This is a genomic window from Micromonospora sp. NBS 11-29 (genome assembly GCF_002140155.1).
Taxonomy (GTDB): Bacteria; Actinomycetota; Actinomycetes; order Mycobacteriales; family Micromonosporaceae; genus Micromonospora.
In genome coordinates this window covers 309,882-329,786 of record NZ_NAPR01000013.1, presented here as the reverse complement: position 1 = coordinate 329,786, position 19,905 = coordinate 309,882, and the positions used below count along the sequence as shown (strand labels likewise).

The 19,905-nt window shown below is 72.5% G+C and carries 18 protein-coding genes and 2 pseudogenes; 5 read left to right on the top strand and 15 right to left on the bottom strand.

What is annotated here, in order from left to right; genetic code table 11:
- Nucleotides 1-10: 10 nt before the first annotated feature.
- Both B1205_RS17925 and B1205_RS17920 read right to left on the bottom strand, forming a co-directional pair.
- Nucleotides 11-724 carry a uracil-DNA glycosylase gene (locus B1205_RS17925; RefSeq protein WP_089156649.1) on the bottom strand — a complete coding sequence of 238 codons (714 nt, stop codon included), beginning with the start codon at nt 722-724 and terminating at the stop codon, nt 11-13.
- 19 nt (nt 725-743) lie between these two features.
- A pseudogene (locus B1205_RS17920) lies at nt 744-1,375 on the bottom strand (dienelactone hydrolase family protein).
- A 122-nt stretch (nt 1,376-1,497) separates the two neighbouring features.
- Between B1205_RS17920 and B1205_RS17915 the strand changes: the two are divergent.
- Together B1205_RS17915 and B1205_RS17910 are read left to right on the top strand one after the other, a co-directional pair.
- Nucleotides 1,498-1,860 carry a type II toxin-antitoxin system RelE/ParE family toxin gene (locus B1205_RS17915; protein ID WP_089156648.1) on the top strand — a complete coding sequence of 121 codons (363 nt, stop codon included), beginning with the start codon at nt 1,498-1,500 and terminating at the stop codon, nt 1,858-1,860.
- The gene (locus tag B1205_RS17910; protein WP_089156647.1) at nt 1,857-2,174 is read left to right on the top strand and encodes a helix-turn-helix domain-containing protein; all 318 of its coding nucleotides are present in this window, start codon (nt 1,857-1,859) and stop codon (nt 2,172-2,174) included. The genes B1205_RS17915 and B1205_RS17910 overlap by 4 nt, the downstream gene beginning before the upstream one ends.
- Nucleotides 2,175-2,225: 51 nt before the next feature.
- Here B1205_RS17910 and B1205_RS17905 read toward each other — a convergent pair whose 3' ends face one another.
- The 3 genes from B1205_RS17905 to B1205_RS17895 all read right to left on the bottom strand — a co-directional run bounded on the left by B1205_RS17905 (nt 2,226) and on the right by B1205_RS17895 (nt 3,832).
- A complete protein-coding gene (locus B1205_RS17905; RefSeq protein ID WP_089156646.1) occupies nt 2,226-3,107 on the bottom strand; it encodes an HAAS signaling domain-containing protein in 882 nt (293 codons plus the stop codon).
- Nucleotides 3,104-3,436 (bottom strand): PadR family transcriptional regulator, encoded by a 333-nt coding sequence (locus B1205_RS17900; RefSeq protein ID WP_089157073.1) that lies wholly within the window; start codon nt 3,434-3,436, stop codon nt 3,104-3,106. The genes B1205_RS17905 and B1205_RS17900 overlap by 4 nt, the downstream gene beginning before the upstream one ends.
- 105 nt (nt 3,437-3,541) lie before the next feature.
- Nucleotides 3,542-3,832, bottom strand: coding sequence for a hypothetical protein (locus tag B1205_RS17895; protein WP_089156645.1), 291 nt, complete (start codon nt 3,830-3,832; stop codon nt 3,542-3,544).
- Nucleotides 3,833-3,920: 88 nt separating this feature from the next.
- Between B1205_RS17895 and B1205_RS17890 the strand changes: the two genes are divergently transcribed.
- Entirely contained in the window at nt 3,921-4,112 is a 192-nt protein-coding gene (locus B1205_RS17890) for a hypothetical protein (RefSeq protein ID WP_441338515.1), read from the top strand.
- Between the two features lie 137 nt (nt 4,113-4,249).
- Here B1205_RS17890 and B1205_RS17885 read toward each other — a convergent pair whose 3' ends face one another.
- Genes B1205_RS17885 through eno form a run of 5 tightly spaced genes read right to left on the bottom strand, consistent with a single transcriptional unit; the run spans nt 4,250 to nt 8,268 of the window.
- The gene (locus B1205_RS17885; RefSeq protein WP_089156644.1) at nt 4,250-5,167 is read right to left on the bottom strand and encodes a Ppx/GppA phosphatase family protein; all 918 of its coding nucleotides are present in this window, start codon (nt 5,165-5,167) and stop codon (nt 4,250-4,252) included.
- A gap of 57 nt (nt 5,168-5,224) precedes the next feature.
- The gene (locus B1205_RS17880; protein ID WP_089156643.1) at nt 5,225-5,737 is read right to left on the bottom strand and encodes an amino-acid N-acetyltransferase; all 513 of its coding nucleotides are present in this window, start codon (nt 5,735-5,737) and stop codon (nt 5,225-5,227) included.
- On the bottom strand, nt 5,734-6,300 hold the full coding sequence (locus tag B1205_RS17875; RefSeq protein ID WP_089156642.1) for a DUF501 domain-containing protein: 567 nt from the start codon (nt 6,298-6,300) through the stop codon (nt 5,734-5,736). The genes B1205_RS17880 and B1205_RS17875 overlap by 4 nt, the downstream gene beginning before the upstream one ends.
- A gap of 22 nt (nt 6,301-6,322) precedes the next feature.
- Complete coding sequence (locus B1205_RS17870) at nt 6,323-6,955, bottom strand: FtsB family cell division protein (RefSeq protein WP_089157071.1); 633 nt, start codon at nt 6,953-6,955, stop codon at nt 6,323-6,325.
- Between the two features lie 29 nt (nt 6,956-6,984).
- Nucleotides 6,985-8,268 carry a phosphopyruvate hydratase gene (gene eno, locus B1205_RS17865; RefSeq protein ID WP_089156641.1) on the bottom strand — a complete coding sequence of 428 codons (1,284 nt, stop codon included), beginning with the start codon at nt 8,266-8,268 and terminating at the stop codon, nt 6,985-6,987.
- Between the two features lie 212 nt (nt 8,269-8,480).
- Here eno and B1205_RS17860 point away from each other — a divergent pair, with 212 nt between their 5' ends.
- Complete coding sequence (locus B1205_RS17860; protein ID WP_089156640.1) at nt 8,481-9,173, top strand: hypothetical protein; 693 nt, start codon at nt 8,481-8,483, stop codon at nt 9,171-9,173.
- Here the strand turns inward: B1205_RS17860 and B1205_RS17855 are convergent.
- The 5 genes and pseudogenes from B1205_RS17855 to mfd form a co-directional block, all read right to left on the bottom strand.
- Complete coding sequence (locus B1205_RS17855) at nt 9,170-9,931, bottom strand: MerR family transcriptional regulator (protein WP_089156639.1); 762 nt, start codon at nt 9,929-9,931, stop codon at nt 9,170-9,172. The two genes, B1205_RS17860 and B1205_RS17855, sit on opposite strands and share 4 nt — an antisense overlap.
- The gene (locus B1205_RS17850) at nt 9,924-11,177 is read right to left on the bottom strand and encodes an MFS transporter (RefSeq protein WP_089156638.1); all 1,254 of its coding nucleotides are present in this window, start codon (nt 11,175-11,177) and stop codon (nt 9,924-9,926) included. The genes B1205_RS17855 and B1205_RS17850 overlap by 8 nt, the downstream gene beginning before the upstream one ends.
- Before the next feature lie 58 nt (nt 11,178-11,235).
- The gene (locus B1205_RS17845; protein WP_089156637.1) at nt 11,236-12,855 is read right to left on the bottom strand and encodes a DUF885 domain-containing protein; all 1,620 of its coding nucleotides are present in this window, start codon (nt 12,853-12,855) and stop codon (nt 11,236-11,238) included.
- A gap of 283 nt (nt 12,856-13,138) precedes the next feature.
- Nucleotides 13,139-14,109, bottom strand: a pseudogene (locus B1205_RS17840) (nucleoside triphosphate pyrophosphohydrolase).
- A gap of 744 nt (nt 14,110-14,853) precedes the next feature.
- A complete protein-coding gene (gene mfd / locus B1205_RS17835) occupies nt 14,854-18,489 on the bottom strand; it encodes a transcription-repair coupling factor (protein ID WP_089156636.1) in 3,636 nt (1,211 codons plus the stop codon).
- Between the two features lie 154 nt (nt 18,490-18,643).
- Between mfd and B1205_RS17830 the strand changes: the two genes are divergently transcribed.
- Nucleotides 18,644-19,552, top strand: coding sequence for a cyclase family protein (locus tag B1205_RS17830; RefSeq protein WP_089156635.1), 909 nt, complete (start codon nt 18,644-18,646; stop codon nt 19,550-19,552).
- Nucleotides 19,553-19,905: the final 353 nt, after the last annotated feature.

Below are 19,905 nucleotides of genomic sequence, written 5' to 3'. Positions count from 1 at the left end.
CCAGGTGTTCTCAGTCCACCCCGGCCAGGTGCTTCGCCCGGGTGAACACGTCGTCCAGCATCACCGGCGTGAGCCGGCCGGTGAACGTGTTCTGCTGGCTGACGTGATAGCAGCCGAGCAACGCCGGCACGGACTCGCCGGACCAGTGTGCCCCATGGCCGAACGCCGGTCGCGGCGTGGGCGGGCGCTGCCCGTACACATGACGTAGCACCGGCCACCACGCGGCCCAGGCGAACGCGCCCAGCGCGACCACGACGCGCAGCGTGGGGCGGACCAGTTCGACCTCGCGGTGCAGCCACGGCGCGCAGGTGTCCCGCTCGGCCGGGGTGGGTTTGTTGTCCGGCGGCGCGCAACGCACGGCGGCGAAGATGCGGGTGTCGGACAGCGTGAGCCCGTCGTCGGCGGCGACGCTGGTCGGCTGGTTGGCCAGCCCGGCCCGGTGCAGCGCGGCGAAGAGCACGTCGCCGGAGCGGTCCCCGGTGAAGATCCGGCCGGTGCGGTTGCCGCCGTGCGCGGCGGGCGCCAGGCCGAGGATGGCGATCCGCGCGTCCGCCGGCCCGAGGCCGGGCACCGGCCGCCCCCAGTAGTGCTGGTCGCGGAACGCGGCCCGCTTGACCCGGGCCACCTCCGCACGCCAGGTGACCAGCCGGGGGCAGGCGAAGCAGTCGCTGACCGCGCCGTCGAGGTCGGCCAGGTCGGTCGCCCGCGCCGCGCGGGCGACCACCTCTCCGGGGGTACGCGACTCAGCCAAGCTTGGCCCGGAACAGTTCCAGGGTGCGGGCCCAGGCGGTGGCGGCGGCCCGCTGGTCGAAGTGCTCCGGCCGGTCCTCGTTGAAGAACGCGTGCGCGGTGCCCGGGTAGTCGAACGTCTGACAGGTGCCCCCACCGGCCTCGATGGAACGGCGTACGCTCTGCACCCCGTCGGCGGCGGAGAGGCCGTCCGCCTCGGAGCAGTGGATGAGCGCGGCCTTCCCCNGGTGGTGGCGACGATGCGCTCGGCGAACGTGCCGGCCCACAGCGCCAGGCTCGCGCCCGCGCAGAACCCGGCGCAGCCCACCTTGCCGGCGACCTCGGGCCGGCTCGCCAGGTATTCCGCGGCGGCCGCGATGTCGCTGGCCGCTTCGTCCATCTGGGTGCTGTTCAACATCTGCCGGGGCTCGGTGGGCTTGCTCGCCGGGCCGCCGTGCCGGAAGTCGGGCGCGAGCGCGACGAAGCCCGCCTCGGCGAACCGGTCGACCACCGCGCGGACGTGGGGCACCAGGCCCCACCAGTCCTGGATGACGATGACCGCCGGGCTGGCCGCACCGCCGGAGGGTATCGCGAGATACCCCTCGCTCGTCCCCCCGTTGCCGGTGAAGCTCACCATTTCGCCCATGGGCCCGTCCTCCTAGCGGTCAGTCNCCGGCCCGGGGAAGACGGAAGAACAGTGGCATTCACCTCCTGTCGGAAGCCGGGACAAGCGACACCACCCGGTATACCAATTGCTAAACTCGGTCCGTGGTGGCTGGGGAATGGGACGTCTACCTGATCGACGAGGTGCGGCAGTGGATCGGCACGTTGGACGACAACGCGCACGCCCGAGTGGTGCAGGCGATCGATCTTCTGGCAGCGCACGGCCCGGGACTCGGGCGCCCCCTGGTGGACACCATCCACGGTTCGTCAGTGGCGAACTTGAAGGAACTGCGGCCCGGCAGTGTACGTATTCTTTTCGCGTTCGACCCGTGGCGCTCGAGCATCCTCCTGGTTGCCGGTGACAAGTCCGGCCGATGGAAGACGTGGTATCAGGAGGCCATACCGGTCGCCGAACACCGATACGAGCTCTACCTAAAGGATCGGGCACGCGAGGAGGGGAAGGCATGAGGGATTACTCCCGATGGCAGGACATCCGCGCCGAGCACGTCGCGCGGGCCGGCGGTGAAGAGGCGATTGATGGGGGCAAGCAGCAACTCCTCGCCGAGGTCATCGGCCACCGGCTCGCGGAGGTACGCCGAGCGCGGGGGTTGACCCAGCAACAGGTGGCCGACCGGATGGGCGTCACCAAAGGGCGGGTGTCCCAGATCGAACAGGGAAAGATCTCCGGCCAGGAGGTGGTGGCCCGGTTCGCCGCCGCCCTGGGCGGGAGGCTCCACCAGGCCATCTACTTCGACGACGGCGACATCGCCGCCATCGCCTGACAGCGGTGCGCCCCCACCCCGACAGTCGGGGCGGGGGCGCTGGCGGCGCACTCAGGGGGTTGTCGTGGGCGCCACGGGGGCGCTCGCGGTGGGTGCGAACGGGGCCAGCTCCGGGCAGTACGGGTAGGTGTTGCGCATCTCCGGCACCGCACCCGAGCCGTCCGTGCAGCTCGGCCAGCCGAGTTGGATCGGCACGCCGTTCTGGTCGAACAGCCGCGCGTCGCGGATCAGCCGTCCCTGCTGGTCGTAGACGAAGACGTCCTCGATCCGGTCGTACCTGTGGTCCACCGACACCTGCTCGTAGCCGCCGTAGAAGTCAGAGCTGGCGTTCCGGTCCACGTCGGCCAGCACCGCGACGGAGAACAGCAGCAGCGCGGCGGTGCCCAGGTGGTGCAGCCGTCGCGGCCACCCGGTGATCCCGGCCGAGCGGCGGCCCCACCACAGCGACACGACGATCGCGCCGATGAGCAGCAGCAGTCCGCCGGAGGTGTTGCCGTCCATCCGGGGCACCAGGCCGGACCGGCCGTCCGTCATCGCGGCCACGAGCAGGGCGGCCAGCCAGCCGCGAACCAGCCACCAGGCCGGGCGCAGGGGACGCAGGAAGTCGCTCACCGTCTCGTGCCCGAACACCGGGCCGAGCTGGCGGTCGAGCAGGCGCAGTTGGGTGGCCGTCTCCTGCCGGGCCTCGGCAAGCCGGTGGAAGCGGGTCGGCCGCCGTCCCGGCTCCGCACCGGCCGCGGCCCGCAGCTCCGCCGCGTACGCCTCCGGGGTGCCGAGCCGGTCGACGAGCGCGCCGTCGGCCTCGGCGGCGACTTCCGCCAGGTGCTCCGGCAGGTCCTCGGTCAACTCGTCCCGGACCGTCGGCGGCAGGTCGGCGAGCGCGGCCCGCACCCGGTCGACGTAGTCCGTGATCTCCTGCCCAGTGACGGTCATGCCGCCATCCCCCGATCGTCGAGCAGTGCGTCCATGGTGGTGGCGAACGAGCGCCAGGTCTTGCCGGAGCGGGTGAGCTGGTCGCGGCCCGAGGCGTTCAACGAGTAGTACTTGCGGTGCGGCCCGGACTCGCTGGGCACCACGTAGGTGGTGAGCAGGCCGGCGGCGAAGAGCCGACGCAGCGTGCCGTAGACCGAGGCGTCGCCGACCTCGGTCAGGCCGGCCTCGCGCAGCCGGCGCAGGATGTCGTAGCCGTAGCCGTCCTCGTCCTTGAGCACGGCGAGCACCGCCAGGTCGAGGACCCCCTTGAGAAGCTGCGTCGCATCCACGCAGAACACACTAGTGCGCATTGCACAGTACTGTCCACCCCCCTCCTCTGGTGATCAAGAAGTTCACGTCGGCGATTGACGGCAACCCCGACGCAAACCCCTTGGTCATCGGAGCGGGAACGGGCGGGCAGTCCAGCCGACGAAGCGATCGAACAACTCCCGCGGGTCCGGGTTCTGCTTCATCAGGTCGGCGGTGGCGTCGAACAGGCAAGCCGCCATGTAGATCGACAGGGCGACCCGGTCACGCCGGTAGTCCATCAGCAGCAACAGGCGGGCCGGTTGACACGGCCAGGGGCCCGCGCACACCTGGCAGAGCCAGCGCGGCCGCATCGGAAGATGCGGCCGCATGGCCCGACGACCGCGATCAGGTACGGGAGAAGCACTCTGCGCGCTCATCCCCTGATCGTGCTCGCGTTGTTATCGATCGTCAACCCCGATCGCTGTTAACGATCGCCGAGCAAGCGGCGATACCTACCGTCAAGGCGTGGTCGAGTTCGTGGGAATCGCCGAGATCCGAGACATGCTCGGCGGGGTCTCGCGCGCCCGCGCGTCCGTGGTCGCCTCCCGGCGTGACTTCCCCGCCCCGTATCAGGTGCTCAAGATGGGCCAGATCTGGCGGAAATCGGACGTTGAGAAGTGGGTTCGGGAGCACCGACCGGACCTGTCATCCGACTGAACCGCGGTTGGCGGGTTTCGGTCAATGATCGACACCAGTTCGGTGAAGTGGTGGCATCCCGTCAGCCGGATACCGCCACTTCGCCGAGCTGGCGGCCGACCGCCCAGCCTCCCGGCTAGTGGGACGACCAACCCGGGCTACGCGAGGCTCCAGGCGATGCCGTCGAGGATGTCGTGTTCGGAGGCGACCACCGACGGCATGCCGGCCCGTTCCATGATCACGCGCAGCACCAGCGCGCCGGCGCCGATCACGTCCGCCCGGCCGGGGTGCATCACCGGTTCGGTCAGCCGCTGCTCCCGGGTCGCACCGAGCAGGGCGGCGGTCACCGAGGCCACCTGCTCGTAGGAGACCCGGGCGTGGTGGATGCGGCTCGGGTCGTACTCCCGGAGCCCTTCGGCCAGGGCGACCACGGTGGTGACCGAACCGGCGAGACCGACCAGCGTGGCGGCCTCCCGCCCGGGCACGGCGGCCAGCGCCCGGTCCACCGCGGCGGCGATGTCGGCCTCGGCGGCGGCGATCTCCGCCGGGGTGGGGGGATCGCCGTGCAGGTGCCGCTCGGTCATCCGGACGCAGCCGATGTCCACCGAGATCGCCGCCCGGACGCCGTCGGTGCGGGTGCCGACCACGAACTCGGTCGAGCCGCCGCCGATGTCGACCACCAGGTACGGCGGTTCGGCGTCGGCGGGCAGGCCGCGCACCGCGCCGGTAAACGAGAGCCGGGCCTCCTCGTCGCCGGTCACCACCTCCGGCGGTACGCCGAGCGTCCGCTCGACCATGGCGCGGAAGTCACCGGCGTTGGAGGCGTCGCGGGAGGCCGAGGTGGCGCACATCCGCACCCGCTCGACGCCCGCCTTCTCGATCTCCGCCGCGTAGTCGGCGAGCGCCACCCGGGTCCGCTCGATCGCCTCGGGGGCGAGCCGGCCGGTCTGGTCGACGCCCTGCCCCAGCCGCACGATCTCCATCCGCCGACTGACATCCACCAGCGGCCCCGCACCCCCCGGCAGGTCGGCGATCAGCAACCGGATCGAGTTGGTCCCACAGTCGATGGCTCCCACCCGCACACTCACGCACCCACCCTACGGCAGCCCGCCCCCGCCCCGGACAGAGGGAAATCAGAGGCGGAGGAGCATTCGGGTGTTGCCCAGGGTGTTGGGTTTCACCCGTTCCAGGTCCAGGAACTCGGCCACACCCTCGTCGTAGGAGCGCAGGAGCTGCTCGTAGACCGGCTGCGGGACGGGAGCGCCGTCGATCTCGTGGAAGCCGAACGCGCCGAAGAACCCGGTCTCGAACGTGAGCACGAAGATCCGGGCGATGCCCAGCTCGCGGGCCGCGTCGATCAGCTCGGCGACGATCCGGTGCCCGACCTTCTGCCCCCGGCAGGACGGGTCGACCGCCACCGTCCGGATCTCGGCCAGGTCCTCCCACATGACGTGCAACGCACCGCAGCCGACCACCGTGTCGTCCGGCGTCACCGCGACCCGGAACTCCTGCACGTCCTCGTAGAGCGTCACGGTGGCCTTGCTGAGCAGCCGCCGGTCGTCGGTGTACGTGTCCACCAGCCGCCGGATGCCGCGCACATCGGCGGTGCGGGCCCGGCGGATCGTTACCAGGTCGGCGGCGCTCACTCCTCGCGCCCATGGGTGGGCACGTCCACGCAGGGGCCGGCGGCCCACCACTTCTCCACCAGGGCGAGCGTCTCGTCGCCGAACGGGTTGACCCCCGGCCCGGCGGCCAGCGCGTGGCCCAGGTGCACATGCAGGCACTTCACCCGCCCCGGCATTCCGCCGGCCGAGATGCCGGCGATCTCCGGCACCTCGCCGATCGCCTCCCGCCGGGTCAGGTAGTCGTCGTGCGCGGCCCGGTAGCGGGCGGCCAGCTCCGGGTCCTCGGCCAGCCGCTCCGCCATCTCCTTCATCAGCCCGGCCGACTCCAGCCGGCTGCACGCGGCGGTGGCGCGCGGGCAGGTCAGGTAGAACAACGTCGGGAACGGGGTGCCGTCGGCCAGCCGGGGCGTCGTCTCCACCACGTCGGGCAGGCCGCAGGGGCACCGGTGGGCCACCGCCCGGGTGCCGCGGGGCGGGCGTCCGAGCTGCGCGGCCACCGCGGCCCGATCGGCCTCGGTGGCCGGCTGGCGTTCCGGCGGGGGTACGGAGTCCGCCGCCGGCTCCTGCGGTGGTACGACGATCACGGTGTTGCCTCTCGTGTGGTACTCACTTGTCGGGGCGCTCGGCGTCGGCCGCCCGCACGCTCGACCACAGGGTGTCGTACCAGGGCTCGGGCGGTTTCGGCGCCCCCGACCTCGCGTCCCGGCCGGCTTCCCTCGCGGCCCCCTCCGAGTCCCGGAGCACCACCAACGCCGTCTCGCCCGGCCGGACCATGAAGAAGCGTTCCCGCGCCTTGGTCTCGACGTAGGCGTCGTCCTTCCACTTGGCCGCCTCGGCGGTGAGGCTCTCGATCAGCCGCCGCTGCTCGGCCTGGGACGCCTCCATGCGTTCGATGTCGGCCTGCTGGTCCAGGTAGACCCGGACCGGGTAGGTGTACGCCAGGGCGAGCGCGATCAGCACCGCGAACAGCACGGTCGCGCGCCCGGTGAAGCGCCGGGGTTGGGGTGCGGTGAGCCGCTTGACCGCGCCACCGGCCGCGGTACGCCGGGCCGCGGCCGGGCGGCTCGCGGAGCGTACGCCGTCGGTGGCGCGGGGTGCGCCGGGTGACCGGCCGGCGGTGCGCGCCTCCGCGCGGACGCCGTCGCGGGCCGTGGACCGGACCCGGGCGCCGCCCGCCCGACCGGCCTGACCTGGCCGGCGGGCGGGCCGCTGGCCACCCGGTGTGCGGCGCTGCTGCATCGTCACACCCCTCCCCCGGAGCGTCGACCTCAGGCCGAACGGTAGCGCGGGAACGCGCCGGCGCCGGCGTACCGCGCCGCGTCGGCCAACTCCTCCTCGATCCGCAGGAGCTGGTTGTACTTGGCGACCCGGTCGGAGCGGGCCGGTGCGCCGGTCTTGATCTGACCGCAGCCGGTGGCGACCGCCAGGTCGGCGATGGTGGTGTCCTCGGTCTCGCCGGAACGGTGGCTCATCATGCACTTGAAGCCGGCCCGGTGGGCCAGGTCCACGGCGTCCAGCGTCTCGGTGAGCGAGCCGATCTGGTTGACCTTCACCAGCACCGCGTTGGCGGCCTTCTCGGCGATGCCCCGGGCGATGCGCAGCGGGTTGGTGACGAACAGGTCGTCACCGACGATCTGGACCCGGTCGCCCAGCGCGGCGGTCAGGGTGGCCCAGCCGCTCCAGTCGTCCTCGGCCAGCGGGTCCTCGATGGACACGATCGGGTAGTCGCCGGCGAGCTTGGTGTAGTAGTTGCTCATCTCCTCGGCGGACTTCGCGCTGCCCTCGAACGTGTAGGTGCCGTTGTCGAAGAACTCGGTGGCGGCCACGTCGAGCGCGAAGACGATGTCGGTGCCGAGCCGGTAGCCGGCCTTCTCCACCGCCTCGGCGATCAGGTCCAGCGCGGCGGCGTTGGTGGGCAGGTTCGGCGCGAAGCCACCCTCGTCGCCGAGACCGGTGGAGAGGTCCTTCTTCTTCAGCACCGACTTCAGCGCGTGGTAGACCTCGGCGCCGGAGCGCACCGCGTCCCGGAACGTGGGCGCGCCGATCGGCGCGATCATGAACTCCTGGATGTCGACGTTCGAGTCGGCGTGCGCGCCGCCGTTGAGGATGTTCATCATCGGCACCGGGAGCAGGTGCGCGTTCGGGCCGCCCAGGTAGCGGAAGAGGCTCAGCTCGGCGCTACCGGCGGCGGCCTTCGCCACGGCCAGCGAGACGCCGAGGATGGCGTTGGCGCCCAGCTCGCCCTTGTTGTCCGAGCCGTCGATGTCGATCATCTTCTGGTCGATCAGCCGCTGCTCGCTGGCCTCGTACCCGATGAGCTGGTCGACGATCCGGTCCTCGATGTTGGCGACCGCCTTCTCGACACCCTTGCCCAGGTAGCGGTTCTTGTCACCGTCGCGCAGCTCGACCGCCTCGAAGGCGCCGGTGGAGGCGCCGGACGGCACCGCGGCGCGGGCGATCGTGCCGTCGTCGAGCCCGACCTCGACCTCGACCGTCGGGTTGCCCCGCGAGTCCAGGATCTCCCGGGCGACGATTCCCTCGATGGTTGCCACTGAGTCGCTCCTCGTGTGGTGTGTTCGGTCCGGTATGGGCCGCGACGGTGCGGCTGAGGCAGGTGTTGAACGCAGCGTATCGGTCCCCGCCCTGCGGTACGCCGGTCGGGGCGCACCCCACGGCCGCGGGTGAGACGGACATTCCCGGATTACCGGTCGTCAACCGGCAACGGGTTTGCGAGAGGTTGTATGAATCGACAAGGCTGGGCATCATGCCTGCCGCCTCGACGACTCTCCGCGTGCTCGCCGCCTCGGTCATCGCGTCGCTCTCGGTCACCGGCTGCCAGACCCTGGACGACGCGGGCGTCGCGCTCGGGCGTGCCGACCTGGTCAACGACCTCGCCGCGCGGATGGATCGGGCGCTGGAGCAGACCTGGGCCGCCGAGTACCAGCTCGCCGGCGGCAGCACCGCCTCCATCGCGCAGACCGTGAAGCCGCTGCGCTCCACCTACACCTGGCCAGGCGGCAAGATCACGGTGACCCAGGAGGGGGTGACGCGGTGCGCCAGCACCGCCGCCCGCACCTCCTGCACCGTGTCGCCGCCGGTGCTCACCGCCGGCAAGCCCTCGGTGATCGTCTGGGACGAGGCGCGCAAGCAGGGCCTGGTCACCCCGCCGGCGGTGATCCGGCTGCTCACCGACGCGGCGCTGGAGCCCCAGGCGGTCATCCAGCAGAGCGACACCACGCTGGCCGGGCACCACGCCACCTGCGTGGACGTCACCAACGCCGGGGACCGCTTCACCGCCTGCGTGACCAACGAGGGGGTCCTGGGCAGCTTCAACGGCATCCTCGACGGCAAGCCCGCCGAGGTCACGCTGAGCCGCTACACCGAGACGGTGGAGGCGGCCACGTTCGAACCGCCGGCCGGCGCCGGCGTGGTGGACCGCCGCACGAAGACGTCCTAACCCGGTGGGCTCGGCTCGTTGTCGAGTGCGGCCGCGAGCCGGGTGAGGGCGTACCACTGCCGCTCGTTCAGGACGTCCATCGCGTACTCGTCGACGAGACTCGCCGACCCGTTCCGGTGGAGAACCAGTCCGTCGGAGAACGTGTCGAGCCACGGTCGGACGGTTGCCACGAAGCTGTCGACGAACGCCGTGACCTCCCGCTCGGTGCTGGCCGGTCCGAGCCGGTCGAACCGCCTGGCGAGTTCCACCACCATCGGCGCGGCCGTGGAGGTGCTGATCCGTTGGTAGAAGCGTTCGAGGTGCGGCATGCCGTCGTCGCCGACGAGGTGTGCCAGCAGCACCGACTGGTCCCGGTCGAGCCTGGTGAGGTGGGGCGACAGCCCGGCGGTCGCGAAGACCGCGAGGAACGGGGCCAGCTCCGGGGGCAGGTCCGGTGCCGCGTTCTGGGCGCGCAGCCGGAGGACGAGGTCACGTTGCGCGGTCAGCCGGTCGATCTGCCCGGTCAGCTCGGCGGCCAACTCGTCCAGCAACTCCCGCCCGTCCTCGGCCGGATCGTCGAGGAGGGCCGGCATCCGTTCCAGCGGTATCCCGACCGACGCCAGACGCCTGATCCGGACGACCCGGATCAGGTCGTGCACGTCGTAGCTGCGGTAGCCGTTGCTGCCGCGTTCGGGCTCGGCGAGGACGCCGACCTGGTGGTAGTGGCGCAACGCCCGGACCGTGACTCCGGCGAGTCGCGCCAGCTCACCGCTACGCACCTCCGACCACCACCCTCTCACCGTCGCCGGCCGCCGGTTCGGGTTCGAGGGTACGCAGCGAGCGCGCGAACAGGCCGGGACCGAGCGCGACCAGCCACCCGCAGGCGAGGACGACCGCGGCGACGCGTACGCCGGCGTACTCGGTGAGGACTGCCGCGCTGCCGATCCCGACCGCCGGCGCCGCGGTCACCATCGCGTTCTGGGTGCCCATGATCCGTCCCCGCATCTGTTCGGGGATGCGCTCGATCATCAGCACGCCGACGATGCCGCCGAAGAGTCCGCTGGACAGGCCGACGACGAACGCGCCGCCGAACACCCACCACACCGAGGAGAGCGCGGCGACGAGGCCGAAGCCGAGCGTGCTGCCGGACAACCCGGCGAGGAACCAGACGCGTCGCCGGCCCCGGACGCCGACGGTCGCGTAGAGCGTGCCGCCGACCAGCGTGCCGGCGGCGAGGGCGGTGAGGACGAAGCCGAGCATGCCGGGCCGCTCGACGAGCGTGAAGTAGACCGGCAGGATCAGCCCCTGCATGCCGGTGAGCACGATCACCGACGCGAAGCTGAGTACCGTCGTGACGGTCAGGAACGGACTGCGGAACAGCACCCGCCATCCGTCGCGTAGCTGCGCCCAGCCGGTGCCGGTCACGGTCGCCGCCGCACCGTCGGTGGTGACGACGGAGCCGACGCGGTGCGGGATCAGCAGCGTCAGCAGGGCCGCGGCCAGCGAGGTCGCCGCGGTGATCCACAGCACCGTGGCACCGTCGAACAGCACCATGAGCGTCCCGGCAGCCGCCGGGCCGACCAGCAGCGCGACCGCGCCCAGGGCCTCCCGGAGGCCGATCAGCCGCTCCGCGGCGACGCCGCTGTGCCGGACGACAGCGGGAAGCAGAGTCTCCCGGGCCGTCATGCCGGGCACGTCCCCGAGCGATCCGATGATCCCGAACAGGATGAACCAGCCCAGGCTCAACCCCGAGAACATGTCGATGAGCGGCAACGCGGCGATCGCCCCCGCCGACACCAGATCGGTCACCACCGACGACGTACGCCGGTTGATCCGGTCGATCACCACACCCATCAGCAGGCCGGCGAGGACGGCCGGGACCGCTGTCGCGCCGGCGACGATCCCGGTGCCGAGGACGCTGCCGGTCACCTGCAACACGATCAGCGGCAGGGCAACCCCCGCGATCGAGTTGCCGAGCAGCGACAGCAGGTACGACGCCAGATACGCGACGGGGATGAGCTTCATGCACCTAGTCAGAACCATGACGTAGGGGCGGGGTCAAGCGGTCCGGCCGACCGTCCTCTCAGAGCCCCAGCAGCGTGCGCAGGTGGCGCGGCGGCGGCGAGCCGTGCGCCAGCATCGCGTCGTGCCAGTCGCGCACCGACACGTCACGCGGGCGGGCGGCGGCGATGTCGGCCATCTCGCTGTAGCCGACGAAGTAGGTGGAGAGCTGGGTGGAGGTGAGCAACGCCCGCCGCCACTTGCCGGCCGCCTCGCCCTCCTCCTGGAAGCCACGCCCGGTCATCAGCGCCATCGCCTCCGACTCCGGCAGGTCGTCGCAGTGCACGAGCTGGTCGAGCAGCGCGTTGATGGACATCCGGAGCTGCATCTTGAGCTGCTGCAACCGCACCGGCAGCCCACCGAAGCCGAGCCCGGCCATCAGCTCCTCGGCGTGGACCGCCCAGCCCTCGATGAACACGCCGGACTCGGCCAGCGCACGCACCCGGGTCGGACCGGCGTACCGGCGGGCGTGCGCGAGCTGGAGGAAGTGACCGGGCATCGCCTCGTGCACGGTCAGGTTGCGGATCATGTGGTCGTTGTACTCCCGGTAGAACGACTCGACCCGCTGCGCCGGCCAGCCCGCCGGGGTCGGCGCGATGCAGTAGAACGTCGGCAGGTCGGCCGCCTCCAGCGGGCCGGGCGCGTCGCAGTAGGCCACCGCCACGCCCCGGGCGAACTCCGGCATCTCCTGGATCACGCACCGGTCCTCGACCAGGCTGACCAGGTCGTGGTGGCGGACGAAGTCACCCGCCTCGTCGAGCGTGACCGAGGCGAGGTCCACGATGGTGGCGTCGTCGGGGTGCTCGGCGCCGAGCAGGCCCAACGCCCGGCGTACCGTCTCGTCGTCACCCGGACCACCGACCAGCTCGACGGCCGCCGCCCGGATCTCGTCGGTCACCCGGTCGAGGTTGGCCCAGGCGCGGCGCTGGACCTCGGCGGCGCTCAGCTCGGTGTCGAGCGTGTGCCACAGCCGCGCCTCCCAGCGCCGCCGGCCCAACCGCGGGTCACGCCCCGGCCCGGCGTCGGCCGCCAGGCCCGCCCGCAGCCAGCCCACGAATTCGTCCAACGCGGCGATCGCGGCGGTGGCGGCCGGCCCCACGCGGTCGCGCAGCGCCGGCGCCTCGGCGAGCAGCGCGGGCACCTCGTCGCGGACCAGCGCCGCCGTGCCGGCGAACTGCCCGACCGCCGTCTCGGCGTGGATCCGCGGCATGTCCCGCAGCGCCGCACGCGCGGTCGCCAGGGCGTCCGGTACGGCCCGGAGGCGCCCCGCCAGGTGGGTCAGCCGCTCCTCGACCGGGGCGTAGGGGCGGGCCAGCAGGGCGTGCAGCAGCGGCCCCGGATTGTGCCGCAGCGGGTCCCACTCGTGGGCGCGGATCTCGGTGGCCTCGAACAGCCCCCGGTCGACCAGGCTGGTCAGCAGCGCGTGGTCGACGCCCTCCTCGACGTCGAGCACGTCCGGGTCGATCTCGGAGAGCGCGTCGGCGGCGTCCCTCAGCATCGCCCGGTCGGCGGCGAGCGCGTCGGCCGAAAGATCGGGCAGGCGGTCGTCGTAGCGGTGGTCACCGGCGGAGGTGGCCAGCCCGGGCCGGCTCTCCAGCAACGCCTCCACGATCCGCTCCGCCAGCACCCCGAACGCTTCCATCCCCCGACCCTACCGACCACCCCCGACGTCTTCCCTCTGCCCGCGCCGCCTCATCGTTGGCGGCTCGGCTCGGCGGTATCCGGAAACCAGTGGAACCACGATCTCGACAGGTGGATCGGTGAGCGGCAGCCTCGCCGGTTCGGCGAAGTGGCGGCATCGTCCGGCGGCGAAGGCTCCACTTCGGCGAACTGGCGTGGATCTTGGGCCCCTGGGCGGTCAGGGCCGGCATCGCCAGGGCGAGCGACACGACCCAGGGATACAACAATGGGCGGCGCGGGGTGGGTCAGGTGGGCTGGTCGGGGGCGGCGCGTTCGGCGGCTCGGACCGCGTCGGCGTAGGCCAGGGCGGCACGGCGCAGCGCCGCCTCCGNGCGGCGGCGACCGTGGCCAGCAGGCTCGCGCCGAGCCGCGCCTCCGGGTCCACCTGGGACTCGGCCAGCGGAGGCGGGACGGCCAGGCCGACCCGGCCGGCGCGGTCCAGGATCTTCGCCGCCAACGCCAGCGCGGGCTGGCTCAGGGCGATGCCGTCCAGCACCGAGTCCCGGGTCTTCTCGGCCCGCTTGATCCGCTCCCAGTTCGCCTCGATCTCCTCGATCGAGCCGGCCCGCTCACCCGAGAAGACGTGCGGGTTGCGGCGCACCATCTTGTCGACCAGCGTGCCGGCCACGTCATCGACCGTCCAGCTCTCGCCCTCCGGCAGGTCCTCGGCCAGCCGGGCGTGCAGCAGCACCTGGAGCAGCACGTCACCCAGCTCCTCGCGCAGCGCGTCGGTGTCGTCGGCGCTGATCGCGTCGTACGCCTCGTAGCACTCCTCCAGCAGGAACCCGGCGAGGCTGCGGTGCGTCTGCGCCCGCTTCCACGGGTCACCGCCCGGCGAGGCCAGCCGGTCCATCACCTCGACCGCGTCGAGCAGTCGGGCGCCGGGCGGGTCCCAGGAGCCGTACATCAGCTCCAGCTCGGCCAGGCCGGGCTCGCGGGCCAGCCGCAACCCCAGCTCACGGGCGAGCGCCTCGTCACCGGCCGGGCCGGCCAGCCACACCGCACCGCCGTGCGCCGCGGCCGCGTCGAGCAACGCCTGCGTCGTACCCTCGGTCACCACGCCGACCTCGGCGCCGGCCGACCGGACCGCCCGGGTCAGCTCGCTCTCCGCGCCGGCGAGGACCGGTGCGGAGCGTACGGCGTCCCAGGCGGCCGCAGTCAGCAGACCGGCGGGCAGCCGGGGCGAGGTGACCAGCAGGACGATGCGCGCGGTCATGCTCAGGGCGCCACCGGCGGCTCGACCACCGGCACCGACTCGCCGGTCTCCGGTTCGGGGGTGGAGACGTCGGTGNGCTGAGCAGCGGGAAGGTCAGCGGGCGGTAGCGCGGGTTGACCGAGACGTCGTAACCGCCGATGGCGTCGGCGAGCACCTTCCGGGTGGCCAGGGCGGAGCGGAGCTGCTGGCCATCGAGCTGGCGGGCGGCGGCGTCGTCGGGGACGTCCGGCGGGATGGCGCCGGCGGCGCGGCCGGCGGCGATCACCGTCTCCAGCTCCTCCGGCGTGGGAGCGCCCTGCTCGCCGGCCGGCAGACCGGACAGGCAGGTGTAGAACTCGGCCACCTTCTTCGGGTACGCCGCGTCGGCGGGCAGACCGGTCTGCTGCGCGACCTGCTCCGGGCTCACCTGACCCTGCGGGCGGTAGCCCTTGTCGGCGGAGAGTTCCCGGCACACGTCCGACAGCACCAGCGTGGCGACCACCTGGTCCCGGCCGGGCAGCAGCGCGTCGGCCTGCGGGGCGCTGGCCGGCGCGGCGGTCAGGCCGTCCCGCATCTCGTCGAGGACCGAGGTGATCTGGTCCTCGGTGACCCGGTGGTCGCCGATGTAGGCGGCGACACCGGGCTCGGTACGGCAACCGGAGAGGGCGACGAGGCCGACCGCCACGCTGGCGACGGCGACAAGACGGCGAGCACGCATGACGGTCACTCTCTCACGCCTCGTATCCGGCTGTGACGCCGCCCACCTCACCGCGCCCCCGCCCCGGCCGGCTGCACTGCTGGTTCGCCCAGCACATCGGAGAGGAGCTGGGCGCACCACTCCAGCAGCGCCTGGTCGCGCAGCGGCTCGCCGCCGATCCGGCGGGTGCTCGGCCGGGGCACGCTGACCTGGTCGAGCGCCTGCTTGTAGACCGAGTCCGGGTGGTAGCGCTTGAGTCGCATCTGCTTCGAGTCGGGCAGCGGCAGCGGGCCGAACCGGATGTGCTTGCCCTGCATCGACACGTCGGTCAGGCCGTAGCGGCGGGCCAGCAGCCGGAACCTCGCCACCGCCACCAGGTTCTGCACCGGCGCGGGCGGCTCGCCGTACCGGTCCGTCATCTCGGCGACCACCTCGCGCAGCCGGTCGGCGTCGCGGGCCTCGGCGAGCTTGCGGTACATCTCCAGCCGCAGCCGCTCCACGCCGACGTAGTCGTGCGGCAGGTGCGCGTCGATCGGCAGGTCGACCTTGACCTCGTTCTCCTCCTCGACGCTCTCGCCCTTGAACGCGGAGACCGCCTCGCCGACCATCCGGACGTACAGATCGAAGCCGACGCCCTCGATGTGGCCGGACTGCTCGCCGCCGAGCAGGTTGCCGGCGCCCCGGATCTCCAGGTCCTTCATCGCCACGTACATGCCGGCGCCCAGCTCGGTGTGCTGGGCGATGGTGGCCAGCCGCTCGTGCGCGTTCTCGGTGAGCGGCTTCTCGGGCGGGTAGAGGAAGTACGCGTACGCCCGCTCGCGGCCCCGGCCGACCCGGCCGCGGATCTGGTGGAGCTGGGCCAGGCCGAGCAGGTCGGCGCGCTCCACGATCAGCGTGTTGGCGTTCGGGATGTCGATGCCGGACTCGACGATCGTGGTGCAGACCAGGACGTCGAACTCCTTCTCCCAGAAGCCGACCATCACCTTCTCCAGCGCTTCCTCGCCCATCTGGCCGTGCGCCACCGCGACCCGGGCCTCGGGCACCAGCTCCCGGATCCGGCGGGCCGCCCGGTCGATCGACTCGACCCGGTTGTGCAGGTAGAAGACCTGCCCGTCGCGCAGCAGCTCGCGGTGGATGGACGCGGCCACCTGCCGGTCGTCGTACGCCCCGACGAACGTGAGCACCGGGTGCCGCTCCTCCGGCGGGGTGGCGATGGTCGACATCTCGCGGATGCCGGTGATCGCCATCTCCAGCGTCCGCGGGATCGGGGTGGCCGACATGGCGAGCACGTCGACGGAGGCGCGCAGCGTCTTCAGGTGCTCCTTGTGCTCGACGCCGAAGCGCTGCTCCTCGTCGATGATGACCAGCCCGAGCTGCTTGAACCGGGTGGCCGCCTGGAGCAGCCGGTGGGTGCCGATGACGATGTCGACGGTGCCGTCGGCGACCATCTCCAACGTCCGCTCGGACTCCTTCGGGGTCTGGAACCGGGAGAGCTGCCGGATGTTCACCGGGAACTGGCTCATCCGCTCGGCGAACGTGTTGTAGTGCTGCTGCACCAGCAGCGTGGTGGGCACCAGCACCGCCACCTGCTTGCCGTCCTGCACCGCCTTGAACGCCGCGCGTACCGCGATCTCGGTCTTGCCGTAGCCGACGTCGCCGCAGATCAGCCGGTCCATCGGGACGGTCTGCTCCATGTCCCGTTTGACCTCCTCGATGGCGGCCATCTGGTCCGGCGTCTCCTGCCAGGGGAACGCGTCCTCCAACTCCCGCTGCCACGGCGTGTCCGGGCCGAAGTTGTGCCCCTTGGACGCCTTGCGGGCGGCGTAGAGCTGGATGAGCTGCGCGGCGATCTCGCGCACCGCCTTGCGGGCCCGGGCCTTGGACTTCTGCCAGTCCGAGCCGCCCATCTTGTGCAGCGTGGGCTGCTCGCCGCCGACGTAGCGGGAGAGCTGGTCGAGCTGGTCGGTGGGGACGAAGAGCCGGTCGCCGGGCTGGCCGCGCTTGCTCGCCGCGTACTCGATGACCAGGTATTCCCGGCTCGCGCCGTTGACGGTGCGCTGCACCAGCTCGACGTAGCGGCCGATGCCGTGCTGCTCGTGCACCACGAAGTCGCCGGCCCGCAGCTCCAGCGGATCGATGGTGTTGCGCCGCCGGCTGGGCATCTTGCGCATGTCGCGGGTGGAGGTGCCCCGACCACCGGTGACGTCGTTGCCGGTCAGCAGCACGAACTTCGAGGCCTCGTCGACGAAGCCGGCGGTCAGGCAGCCGCAGGAGACGAGCACCTCGCCCGGGGCGGGCGCGGTGGGCACCTCCTCGGTGAGCCGGGCGCCGAGGCCGGCGTCGCGCAGCACCTCGACCGCCCGCTGGGCCGGGCCGTGCCCCTCGAACACCAGCGCGATCGACCATCCCTCACCGGCCCAGCGCTTCAGGTCGTCGACCACCCGGGCGGTCTCGCCGTGGTAGAGCGGGGCCGGCTGGGCGGCCAGGCTCACCGCGATGGCGTCGTCGGGCGTGACGTCGACCTCGGCCGGCGCGTCCTCCCAGGGCTGCCGGGCCGGCGTCGCGTCCGCCTCCACCAGGCCGAACGGGGCGAGCGTCCACCAGGGCTGGCGCAGGGCGCGGGCCTGCGTGCGTACCTCGGCCAGGGTCTTGAAGGCGGCGGCGCCGAGGTCGACCGGGGCCTGGCCGCCGACGGCGGCCGCGGCCCAGCTCGCCTGCAAGAACTCCTCGGAGGTACGGACCAGGTCGTGCGCGCGGGTGCGGATGCGCTCGGGGTCGCAGAGGAGTACGTGGGTGCCGGCCGGCATGCAGTCGACGAGCAGCTCCAGCGCGTCGGCGCCGATGAGCGCCGGTGCCAGCGACTCCATCCCCTCGACCGGGATGCCCTCGGCGAGCTTGTCGAGGATCTCGGCCAGCTCGGGGTGCTCGGCGGCGAGCGCGGCGGCCCGCTGCCGGACCGCCGGGGTGAGCAGCAGCTCGCGGCACGGCGGCGCCCACATCTGCGCCACGCCCTCGATGGTGCGCTGGTCGGCGACGGCGAAGGTGCGGATCTCCTCCACCTCGTCGCCCCAGAACTCGACCCGGGACGGGTGCTCGTCGGTGGGCGGGAAGACGTCCAGGATGCCGCCGCGCACGGCGAACTCGCCGCGCTTGGTGACCAGGTCGACCCGGGCGTACGCCATGTCGGTGAGCCGGCGGGCGATGTCCTCCAGGTCGGCCTCGTCCCCGGCGGCGAGCTGCACCGGTTCGAGGTCGCCGAGGCCCTTGAGCTGCGGCTGGAGCAGCGACCGCACGGGGGCGACGACCACCCGCAGGGGGCCGGTGCGTCCGTGCGCGTCGGCCGAGCCGGGGTGGGCCAGCCGGCGCAGCACGGCCAGGCGGCGGCCGACCGTGTCGGAACGGGGCGAGAGCCGCTCGTGCGGCAGCGTCTCCCAGGACGGGAAGACCGCCACCTGTTCCGCCGGCAGCAGGCTGCCCAGCGCCGAGGCAAGGTCGTCGGCCTCGCGGGTGGTGGCGGTGACGGCCAGCACCGGCCGCCCCGCCCCCTGCTCGTCGGCGGCCACCGCGGCGACCGCGAACGGGCGCAGCGCGGCGGGGGCGGTGAGGTCCAGGCCGTCGACCTGCGCGGCACCGGAGCGCGCCAGGTCACGCGCCCGGGCCAGCCCGGGGTCGGCCAGGGCGGCGGCAAAGAGTCCGGTGAGCATCAGTGATCACTTCCAGCGGCTCGACACACGACGACGACCCCGCGTCCAGCCGGACGGGGGGTGCACCCGTCGAGCCTATCCCCCTCCCCCGACGATCCGGGCGCGGCAGGTTTTCGATCTTGACGGCCCCGGCTCGGCGTGGTGCGGTGGGTGGATGATCGAGTATCGGGCGGTCTTCGACGCCGAGGTGGTCTTCACTAACGGCGGTGGCCTGCGCACCGACGGTTTCCGGCTGGACGTGCCGGGCCCGGACGTGACCGACGACGAATTGGCGGCGCTGCTCGTGCGGCACCTCGGGCTGCTCATGGTCGGCGAGGTGCGGATCAGCAACCGCAGCGTGGTCGAGGAGCCGCACAAGGGCGGGCGCGGCGTCGATCCGGCGCCCACCGGCGGACGGCGTCTGGTCGAGCTGAGCCACGAGATCACCGAGGGCATGGTCACGCTGCCCGGCTGGCCGGCGCCGCGGATCACCGACTGGCTGACCCGGGAGACGTCCCGGGAACGGTACGCGCCGGGCGTCGAGTTCCACGTCAGCCGCATCGACCTGCTCGCCAACACCGGCACGTACGTGGACACGCCGTCGCACCGCTTCGCCGACGGGCCCGACCTGGCCGGGGTGCCCCTCGACCGCCTGGCCGACCTGCCCGCCCTGGTGGTACGCGTACCCGCCGGCACCCGGGCGGTGGACCGGCTGCTGCTCGCGCCCTACGAGGTGGCCGGGCGGGCGGTGCTGCTGCACACCGGCTGGGACGAGCACTTCGGCACCGACCGGTACGCCGCCCCCGACGCGCCGTTCCTGACCGGTGACGGCGCGTCCTGGCTGGTTTCGGCGGGCGCCACCCTGGTCGGCATCGACTCGATCAACATCGACGACATGACCCCGGCGGCGGCCGGCGAGCGCCCGGCGCACACCTCGTTGCTGGCCGCCGGCATCCCGATCGTGGAGCACCTGACCGGGTTGGGCGCGCTGCCGCCGACCGGTTTCCGGTTCACCGCCGCCCCGCCGAGGGTGGCCGGCATGGGCACGTTCCCGGTCCGCGCCTTCGCCGTCGTCGACGCCTGACCGCGCCGCCCGTCTGATCGCCACCACTTCGCCTCGCCTCGCCTCGCCGAAGTGGCGGGATCCCCGGCACGCCGGTGAGGCCACTTCACCGAACGTGGCGTCACTCCCCCAAGACCCACCCACCTCCGCCGGGTGACGCCACCCGGACGGATCCAGTACCGCAAGATCCACCCCGCCTCGCCGAAGTGGTGGGATTACCGGCGCATCGTGGCCGCCACTTCGCCGAGGTGGCGGCCGATTCGCCATAGCCGACCCGCAAATCAGCTTCACTCCCCCGAGGCGGTGAGTGGACACCGCAACGCCAAACAGGCGCCGAGACACCCATAGCGTTCCACTCCCGGCCCAGGAAGGCG